The organism is Bradyrhizobium elkanii WSM2783 (assembly GCF_000472865.1).
GTDB lineage: Bacteria > Pseudomonadota > Alphaproteobacteria > Rhizobiales > Xanthobacteraceae > Bradyrhizobium > Bradyrhizobium elkanii_A.
Genome location: NZ_AXAP01000161.1, coordinates 1 through 8185, shown reverse-complemented (window position 1 = coordinate 8185; position 8185 = coordinate 1). Strand labels below are relative to the sequence as shown.

Below are 8185 nucleotides of genomic sequence, written 5' to 3'. Positions count from 1 at the left end.
TAAGGTCTGTAGAAGCGGGCGGCCCCAGGCTCCTGGATTGCTTGCCAGCCATAGTCGACGTACGCCGGATAGTAGCTGTAGGCGGGATAGTAGCCGCCGTAATACGGGCCGGGGTAGTAGCCGCCGTAGTACGGGCCGCCATAATAGCCATAGGCGCTGCTCGCGATCGCGCCACCGATTAGGGCACCAACTAACGCGCCTGCTCCCCAACCCCAACCTCGAGGACCCCAGCCTCCGACACCTCTATATCCCCATCCGCCGCCGCGCCAGCCGCCCCACCGGACCTGGATCGAACTGTCGGCGACCATGGATTTCATGCTTGCCACGTTGGTCGGCAAAGGAGCCGCATGGAGCGTCGTGACGTTGCCAGCCATCACGGCTCCGGTGAATCCACCTATTAATGCCATTCTGAGGCTGCGCATGGTCTCCTCCATCAGCTGTTAGGAAAAACCCGCAGGCTAGGACAGCCTTGGGCATACGCAAGATGGCGCGGCGGCGCGCCTACTCCTTCCGGCTTACGGGGCTTCGAACCTAGCCGTCGTGTTTGATCTCATGTACCCAGAGCGGGCTGGACGGCAGAGCACTAAACCCTGACTGCCGACCGCGATCTAGGGGCGGCGGACGTGGGCGGTGCTGTTCTGCTAGGATCACCGCCCTAGAACCTGGAGCGGAGACCGGACTTAGTGGCCGGTCGCCGCCCGTAAGGACAGCTGTCCTGACGGCGCCTTTTGCGCCCTTCCGCCGCCTTGATTTGATTTGGCTCAACTCGTCTGGCACGCGAGTGCTAGTATGAGGCTCCGATGCTACAATCGACAATGAGCAGCCGCTTGCTCGACGCTCGCAGGAGGATTGGAGGCGGCACATGAAAATCATCGTGGACGAAGCCGGCGAGGTCATCGCCAAAGCAACGGATGACCATACTCTAATCGGCGGCCACCACCGCCTCGCGGTGGCGGCCAGCCTCGGTAAAAAACTGTTCTGGCGAGATACCGGCGAAACTGTGAAGCTCGATCTCTTCTTCAAGCATCACGGAAGTTCACTTCGCGATACGGCCTGAGCCGCTCCATCGCGGTGGTCGTCATTGCGGTGACGCTAACTGCTGGCGTGTGGTGCGCAATCTATCTAACCTGGAATGATCGATGCTGACTGCTCCTCCAATTCGCGGAGCCGGTCGATTTGCTTTTTAAGTCCCTCTGGTGGTGCCGGCTCTAGTTCCAGCGACGCGCCCAATCTCTCCCGATCTTTCGAACGACGGCGCTGCTGTGTGTGGTCAAGGTCAACGCGATAGCCCATACGATGCTCTCGTTCCGGCAAAGAGCAAGCCAGCCAAAGCCGAACCCCTCGTAGCCTCAATGGAGGCAACGGCCAGCGACCTTTGAATGAAACCGGAGACCGCCGCTTTTGGCTATCTGCGCGAGCGCTCGTTTTGACAACAGCGGGTCTTTGGTAGCGACCTTTGGCTATCCGCGACATGCGCCAGCTTGGTTGCCAGCGAGCGGCGGCCTCATGTTGCTAAAGCCTGACATGCGCTTGTTGTTCCTTTGATCTCTGATCGCGACGCGATGTTCCTTTCGGAGGAACCCGGAGTGGGAGGTCGAGGCATCCCACAAGGCTTGCGATGCCATCGTTGCGCGCGGGATCCATTTCTGAGAGTGCCAGTTAGTTTATGGGCGATGAAGGGGACCGTCTCCATGAGGACCGAATATCTCGCTGCGATTGCGATAACTGTTCTTGCCGCTTGTAGTGGGCTGGCGGTCAATTCCGTCGGCTCGCTTCATCGCGAAAAGCAGTCCACACCGGCCGCCATGCAAGTGGCGGACCGATTAGCTGGGGCCTTGGATCCGTATTTGATGCGGTCTAGTGGCTAACAGGCGGCGTAACTCGGAATGCATTGGGGGCGCCGCCTAAGTCATGGGGCATCGCGCCCGTTCGGCGAGCAAGGCTTGTAACGCCTTCGCCTCATCCCACGGTGCGCGCATCCACACGTCGCGCTCTTCGTCGGCCGTGAGAATCACCGGCATCGCCTTGGGATGGATCGGCTCGACGATGGCGTTCGGTGCCGTCGTCAGAAAGCCATAGACCAGATGCAGCCCCGGCACTGGCTTCGACTTCGTGCCGCGATCGCCCTTGAACTCGGTCCAGATCCCGGCAAACGCGGTAAGCGGCCGATCGTCGTTCAGTGCGAACCAGACCACGTCCTTTTTCTTCGTATCCGGGTTTGGCTCGGGCGCGTACTCGGCGAAGCTATGGTCGCGACAAAGCATCGGTTTTCCGGCTTGATCCGTCGCCTTGGCGATGATCTCGCCGGCTTCGTCAACGATGATTTTCATGCGCCGCCTCCAATGCAACGCGCCGGTCAGCGCAGCCGCGATGGCACGCAATCTATCCTCCTATTCATGAAGATCTCGGCTTCCGTATTCGATATGCGCCAGATCGCCCAGCGCCTTTGCGTGCCAACCCGCAGAAGACATAGCCAGGATTGCGCGATGCCAAATGTCGTGGGGGCTGCCGTCGCGCGTTCCCGCATTTCCTCACGCTTGGGCGCAGGATGGTCTTTCGAGACCGCTGACGCCGTCTACACCTATCAACGCGCCATACTCCTTTCTTCTGGGCAAACTACCTCCGGTCAAGCTAGGAGCCGAACAGTTGTACCTGAGGGAGCTATCTGGTTCGTTGGCCGCTCATCTGCGCGAGCGCGTCAAGTAGTGCGCGAGGTGGGATGGCATAGTTCGATTTATCCACCTTCGCCGCACCCACCTTCTTGATTGCTTTTGTGAGCGCTTGGGCGAATTTACGTCCGAGATGGAATGGAGGCGCATCATAGCGGACGGGGTCTTCTGCCTGGAATGCCTGGAATGGGAAATCTTGTTCGTACGCCCCATGCTCTAACTTCTGGACCGGAACCACGCGATCGACGTACAGCCAGCTCAGTCGCCGCGCCTGCGAGTTTGTCCAGGTGAAGCACAGGAGCCAATCGCCCTTTCGTACCTGATGTTTGTCGACGTTAAGCCAGTCCCGCGGCCCGGATCGGTCGAAATTCTTACTGACGAACTGGCGCGCCGCTTCAGCAACGTTCGCGTTGCCCTCCCAGCATGCGAGCTTCCATGGCTTCCGAACCTTTCGGCTGTCCTTGTACCAATCGGCGTATCCTTTGGGATCGTACAGTACGCGCCGGCCAGCTTTCGCCATAGCGAGCTTGACCTTTTCACCTTCCTTGCGCAGCCACTCCAACTTCTTTTTGGCGGGAAACGGTTTCGCCTCCTTCAGTAAGCGATCGATATCGATCGTGGCCGCATCAACCAAAGTGCCCATTTCCTTGAGGCCATTCATTCCGAGAGCACTGGGCGACGGACCCATAGGGGGTATGCTGGGTGCTCCACAAGGGTGCTACACAGGGTCAAAACCCGCCTCTGCGGGAAAGCCTCATTTTGCCGAGGTTTCCTGAACTCTTCGGTCAGGTGGCGGAGAGGGAGGGATTCGAACCCCCGATAGGCTTGCACCTATGCCGCATTTCGAGTGCGGTGCATTCAACCACTCTGCCACCTCTCCAGTCGCCAAATCGGGGGCCTAGGCCCTCGTGGTCGGGGCCGCAATTGGCGACTGTCAGTAGAACCCCGCCCCCCTACTTCACCGGCGTGTAGATCACGACCCGCAATGACGGGTCGTCATTGGCCTGGAAGCTCGCATGTTCGAAGGACACGACGCCCTTCTTCGGATGATGCAGCCGCTTGATGCCGGCGGCCGTGCCGCGGATGTCGTGGGTTTTCCACCAGACCGAAAATTCCGGGCAGCCTTTCCTGAGCTTGAGCAACAGCTCATGAAACGCGGGATCGTCGGCCCATAGATCGTGCACCGCCCGGAACTGCGCGACGACGCGCTTGGCTTCATCGGCCCAGGCCGCCCCGAACAGCTTCCGCGCCGAGGGCCGCGTCAACATGGAGACGAGCACGTTGCGGTCTTCGCTCGCGAGATGATCGAACGCGAAAATGTCGTTCGCCGCCTTGTTCCAGCCGAGCAGGTCCCATCGGCGACCGGTCACATAGGCCGGGTGCTTCATCGCGTCGATCATCCGCTGCAATGATGCCGGCACCGTCTCCTGCTGGAAACTCCGCCGCTCGCCGGAACGGGTGAGGGCCTTGAGATGAAGGTGCTCGACCTTGTTGAGCTGGAGCGCCCGGGCCAGCGCATTGATGGTCGTGATCGACGGATTGACCGAGCGGCCCTGCTCGAGGCGCACATACCAGTCGACGCCGATGCCGGCGAGTTCGGCCACTACCTGCCATCCTAGGATAATACCATGCCTTCCAGCTTCGCCCTAGCCTGCCATAATCGCAGCCGAACATTCCAGTGCCACGGCGATGTACACCACATGACGCAATCACCGAACGCCAACATTCCGAAACAGAGCATCGCGCTGTCCATAAAGATCAACGGCACGCGATACGAGCGCGAGATCGCGCCGACCGCGACCCTGCTGGACGTGATCCGCGACGAGCTCGGGCTCACCGGCACCAAGAAGGGCTGTGACATGGGCGGCTGCGGCGCCTGCACGGTGCTGGTCGCGGGCCGTCGGATCGCATCCTGCCTGGCGCTGGCAGCATCCTTTGGCGACGCCGACGTGACGACGATAGAGGGGATCGGCACGGCCGATCGCCTGCATCCGCTGCAGGATGCGTTCATCCGGCACGATGCGCTCCAGTGCGGCTACTGCACGCCGGGCCAGATTCTGTCCGCGATCGCCTTGCTGGCGGAGGGGCCACGCTCGATCGACGACATCCGCGAAGGCATGAGCGGCAATCTCTGCCGCTGCGGCGCCCATGCCAACATCGTCGCTGCGATCGCGGAGGTCGGCGGGCTATGAGCAGCGCTTCCTTCAATTATATTCGCGCGGCCGAACTCACCGATGCGCTCGCGCGCGGCGAGAGGGCAGGTGCCGCCTATCTCGCCGGCGGCACCGATCTGCTACCGCTCTGGAAAGCGTCGCTGACCGCGCCGCAGGACGTGATCGACATCTCGCACCTCCCGCTTGCGACCATTATCCGTGCCGGCGACACGCTCAGCATCGGCGCGATGGCGCGGCTGAGTGACATCGCCGCCCATGCAGAGGTGAAAGCGCACTATCCTCTTGTATGCGATGCGATCCTTGCGAGCGCCAGCGGACAGGTGCGCAATGTCGCAACCATGGGCGGCAATCTGCTGCAGCGGACACGTTGTCCCTATTTTCGCGACGCGGGACTGGCCTGCAACAAGCGCGATCCCGGGTCCGGATGCGGCACCCGACATGGCGAGAACCGCCATGCCGTGCTGTTCGGTGGCTCGCCCGGCTGCGTCGCCACGCATCCGTCCGACCTCGCGGTGGCGCTGGCCGCGCTTGACGCCAGGATCGTGGTGAGCAGTGATAGCGGCGAACGCGAACTCGCACTGTCCGAGCTTTACCCGCTGCCGGGCGAGACCACCGCACCCGATTCATCTCTGCGCCCCGGGGAGATGATCACGGCGATCCGCATGCTCAATGCGGCGCGTTTCTCAAACCACGCGACCTATCTGAAGATCCGCGATCGCGCCTCGTTCGAATTTGCCGTCGTCTCCGTCGCGGCGGCGCTGCGCATCGAGGATAGCGTCATCGCCGAGGCGCGGCTCGCGGCTGGCGGTGTTGCACCACTGCCCTGGCGACTTGAGAAAAGCGAGGCGGCGCTGATCGGTCGCGCACCGACGGAGCACGCCTTTGCCGAGGCCGGCGCGCTCGCAATCGAAGGCGCGCGCCCGCTCGAAGGCAACGCATTCAAGATCCCCTTGCTGCGCAACGCCGTCATTCGCGCCCTGCAAACGGCCGGAGGCCATTCGTGAAGAACCGAACCATCGCGCGCTATGAAGGCACCCTCAAGGTCACCGGCCAGGCCCGCTATGAAGGCGAGATGATGCCCGAGGGCCTGCTGCACGCGGCCCTCGTGGAGTCGCCCATCGCCTGCGGCGAATTGCAGTCGCTCGATGCATCGCGTGCCGCTGCGCTGCCGGGATTTGCCACCCTCGTCAGCCACGAAGATGCGGCTTCGCTGAAGCCGTCGGCGGCAACCGCCCTGATCCGGGAGAAGGCCATCCATTTTCACGGCCAGCCCGTCGCGCTCGTCGCCGCCACTACGCTATCGGAGGCCCGCGAAGCGGCGAAGGCGACACAAGCCTCGATCGCAGCGCGCACCGCGTTGACGCAAATGGACCAGGCGCTGGACCAGGCCTATGAGCCGGCGATGGTCGGGCGTTTCCCGGCCGCGACCCGCCGCGGCGATTCTGCGAAGGCGTTGAGCGAAGCCGGGCTCGTGGTGCGGCGCCGCTACACCACTACCGTCAACAACCATCATCCGATGGAGCCCCATGCGGTCGTCTGCTGGTGGGAGGGCAACAAGGCCGTCGTCCACACCTGCACCCAGGCGATCTTCGCCACGCGCGCGATCATTGCGCATGCGTTTGAGATGCCGCCCGTCGACATCCGCGTGCTGTCGCGCTATCTCGGCGGCGGCTTCGGCTGCAAGGGACAGCTGTGGTGGCCGTGGATGTTCTGGGCGATGCTGGCGTCGCGAAAGACGAACCGTCCGGTGCGGCTCGAGCTTAGCCGCGCGCAGATGTTCACCCTGGTCGGGCGGCGGCAGGAGACGGCGCAAGACCTCGCGCTCGGCTTCGTCGATGGACGGCTGACGGCGATCGAGCATGATGTCGTAGCCCAGACCTCGACACATGCGGAATTTTCCGACTCGACCGCGGTCTACACGCGCTTCCTCTACGCCTGCCCCAACGTCACCACGCGTCACAGCCTCGTGCGCACCAACGAGCCGCAGCCGGTTCCGATGCGTGCGCCGGGAACGGCTCCCGGCACCTTTGCGCTGGAGTCGGCGATGGACGAGGCCGCAGAATTGCTCGGGGTCGATCCGCTCGAATTGCGCCTCGACAATTTTGCCGATCACGACCAGGAAAACGGCCGGCCCTGGAGCAGCAACAGCCTTCGCGAATGCTATCGCGTTGGCGCCGAGCGTTTTGGCTGGGCCGAGCGCCGCGCGCGATCGGCCGCCAAAGATGGCCGCTGGAAAATCGGCTTCGGCATGGCGACCACGCTCTATCCGGCGATACGCCAGGCCTGCCGCGCGCGCGTCGCGTTGCGCGCCGACGGCTCGCTGCTGGTCCAGTGCGGCACCCAGGACATGGGCTCGGGCACCTACACCGCGCTCGGCCAGATCGCGGCCGATGCGCTCGGCTTACCCATGGACAAGATCACCGTCGAGCTCGGCGACACCGAGTTGCCGGACGGCCCCTTCTCCGGCGGCTCGCAGGTCACGGCGAGCATCTTTCCCGCCGTGGAAGCTGCAACGGCGAAACTGCGCGCGTCCCTCGCGGGCCTCGCAACCACCGACGCGACGTCGTCGCTCGGCGGCAAGCCGCCGGAGGATCTCGAATTCGCCGACGGGATGATCCGCAGCCGCTCCGGCAACGCCGGCGAAAGGCTCACCGACGTGCTCGCGCGTGCGGCCGCTGATGGCTTGGAGGCAGACGGCGAGAGCCCGGCGACCGATCATCAGCAGCTTGCCGCGACCGGCATGGGATATGGTGCGATCTTCGTCGAGATCGGTGTCGATGCCGCGCTCGGCGAAATCCGCGTCCGCCGCGTCTGTGGCGCCTTCGCGGCCGGGCGCATCCTCAATCCGCTGCTGGCGAAGAGCCAGTATATCGGCGGTCTCATCGGCGGCATCGGCATGGCGTTGCATGAGCAGACCGTGACCGATGCTGCGACCGGCAGCATCCTCGGCAAGTCCTTCACCGACTATCTCATTCCGGTTCATGCCGACATGCCCGCATTCGACATCGCCATGATCGACGAGGACGACCCGCATCTCCCCGGCGGCGTCAAAGGCATCGGCATGCTCGGGACCGCCGGCATCCAGGCCGCGATCGCCAACGCCGTCTACGACGCCATCGGCAAGCGCATTCGCAAGCTGCCGATCCGGATCGAGGATTGTCTCTGATCGCGGCACGTGACTGCGCGCTCAAATAACTTCTGCGCTGTCGGAAAATGATGGCGGAGTGGAGTCAAACTCCCGATTTCGATTACTCCACTTCGAAAGACTGAAAGCCGCTGAGTAAACGCTCGCCTGCCTCCTGCAAAGGTTTCGAGTTTGAGCCCGGTTCGATTCCAGTCGGG

The 8185-nt window shown here is 63.0% G+C and carries 7 protein-coding genes, 1 tRNA gene and 1 pseudogene; 4 read left to right on the top strand and 5 right to left on the bottom strand.

Annotation, left to right across the window (positions count from 1 at the left end; all coding sequences use genetic code 11):
- Positions 1 to 422: hypothetical protein (locus YY7_RS55980; protein WP_035693118.1), on the bottom strand; the 422-nt coding region annotated here is incomplete at its 3' end.
- A gap of 440 nt (positions 423 to 862) precedes the next feature.
- Here YY7_RS55980 and YY7_RS0148645 point away from each other — a divergent pair.
- Entirely contained in the window at positions 863 to 1057 is a 195-nt protein-coding gene (locus YY7_RS0148645; protein WP_028169271.1) for a hypothetical protein, read from the top strand.
- A gap of 847 nt (positions 1058 to 1904) precedes the next feature.
- Here the strand turns inward: YY7_RS0148645 and YY7_RS55975 are convergent.
- The 4 genes and pseudogenes from YY7_RS55975 to YY7_RS55970 all read right to left on the bottom strand — a co-directional run.
- Positions 1905 to 2299, bottom strand: a pseudogene (locus tag YY7_RS55975) (SOS response-associated peptidase family protein); the annotation flags it as partial.
- Between the two features lie 362 nt (positions 2300 to 2661).
- On the bottom strand, positions 2662 to 3330 hold the full coding sequence (locus YY7_RS0148630) for a hypothetical protein (protein WP_028169269.1): 669 nt from the start codon (positions 3328 to 3330) through the stop codon (positions 2662 to 2664).
- Positions 3331 to 3459: 129 nt separating this feature from the next.
- Positions 3460 to 3549: transfer RNA gene (locus YY7_RS0148625), tRNA-Ser, on the bottom strand.
- Positions 3550 to 3622: 73 nt separating this feature from the next.
- On the bottom strand, positions 3623 to 4273 hold the full coding sequence (locus YY7_RS55970) for a helix-turn-helix transcriptional regulator (RefSeq protein ID WP_245287700.1): 651 nt from the start codon (positions 4271 to 4273) through the stop codon (positions 3623 to 3625).
- A 96-nt stretch (positions 4274 to 4369) separates the two neighbouring features.
- Here YY7_RS55970 and YY7_RS0148615 point away from each other — a divergent pair, with 96 nt between their 5' ends.
- Genes YY7_RS0148615 through YY7_RS0148605 form a run of 3 tightly spaced genes read left to right on the top strand, consistent with a single transcriptional unit; the run spans position 4370 to position 8009 of the window.
- Positions 4370 to 4861, top strand: coding sequence for a (2Fe-2S)-binding protein (locus YY7_RS0148615; protein ID WP_028167743.1), 492 nt, complete (start codon positions 4370 to 4372; stop codon positions 4859 to 4861).
- Positions 4858 to 5847, top strand: a complete 990-nt coding sequence (locus tag YY7_RS0148610; protein WP_035691962.1) for an FAD binding domain-containing protein — start codon at positions 4858 to 4860, stop codon at positions 5845 to 5847. The genes YY7_RS0148615 and YY7_RS0148610 overlap by 4 nt, the downstream gene beginning before the upstream one ends.
- Positions 5844 to 8009, top strand: a complete 2166-nt coding sequence (locus YY7_RS0148605; RefSeq protein ID WP_028167745.1) for a xanthine dehydrogenase family protein molybdopterin-binding subunit — start codon at positions 5844 to 5846, stop codon at positions 8007 to 8009. Before YY7_RS0148610 ends, YY7_RS0148605 begins: the two co-directional genes overlap by 4 nt.
- Positions 8010 to 8185: the final 176 nt, after the last annotated feature.

What these genes read in the sequence shown, in the direction of transcription:
- YY7_RS0148645 (WP_028169271.1), top strand. Translation starts at nt 863, where the DNA reads ATGAAAATCATCGTGGACGAAGCCGGCGAGGTCATCGCCAAAGCAACG.
- YY7_RS0148630 (WP_028169269.1), bottom strand. Translation starts at nt 3,330, where the DNA reads ATGAATGGCCTCAAGGAAATGGGCACTTTGGTTGATGCGGCCACGATC.
- YY7_RS0148615 (WP_028167743.1), top strand. Translation starts at nt 4,370, where the DNA reads ATGACGCAATCACCGAACGCCAACATTCCGAAACAGAGCATCGCGCTG.
- YY7_RS0148610 (WP_035691962.1), top strand. Translation starts at nt 4,858, where the DNA reads ATGAGCAGCGCTTCCTTCAATTATATTCGCGCGGCCGAACTCACCGAT.